Origin of the sequence: Polaribacter sargassicola, from assembly GCF_021991835.1 — a bacterium.
GTDB classification, from domain to species: domain Bacteria; phylum Bacteroidota; class Bacteroidia; order Flavobacteriales; family Flavobacteriaceae; genus Polaribacter; species Polaribacter sargassicola.
In genome coordinates this window covers 1-336 of sequence record NZ_JAHDAU010000106.1, presented here as the reverse complement: position 1 = coordinate 336, position 336 = coordinate 1, and the positions used below count along the sequence as shown (strand labels likewise).

Sequence of the window (336 nt, the reverse complement as noted above, 5' to 3'; positions counted from 1 at the left end):
AACTTGGATAAACTTGCTCAAGAGGGCATGGTTTTCACCAATGCGTATGCGGGAGCTGCCAATTGCGCACCAAGTAGAGCTTGTCTTATTTCTGGCTTAAACACTCCCAGACATGGTGTTTACACTGTTAGCCCATCCGATAGAGGCCACAAAAAAACCAGAAAACTTATACCCATAAAAAACACAAAGCATTTGCACGATTCTATTTACACCTTACCACAAATGTTAAAATCTGGCGGTTACATTACTGCTAACTTTGGCAAATGGCACGTAGGCAACAACCCGGCTAAGCAAGGTATAGATTATAATGTTGGTGGTAGCGGAAAGGGTAACCCT

At 42.9% G+C, this 336-nt stretch carries 1 protein-coding gene; it reads left to right on the top strand.

Going from position 1 to position 336, the window contains the following annotated elements; genetic code table 11:
• Positions 1–336: sulfatase-like hydrolase/transferase (locus KI686_RS16040; protein ID WP_237590331.1), on the top strand; the 336-nt coding region annotated here is incomplete at both ends.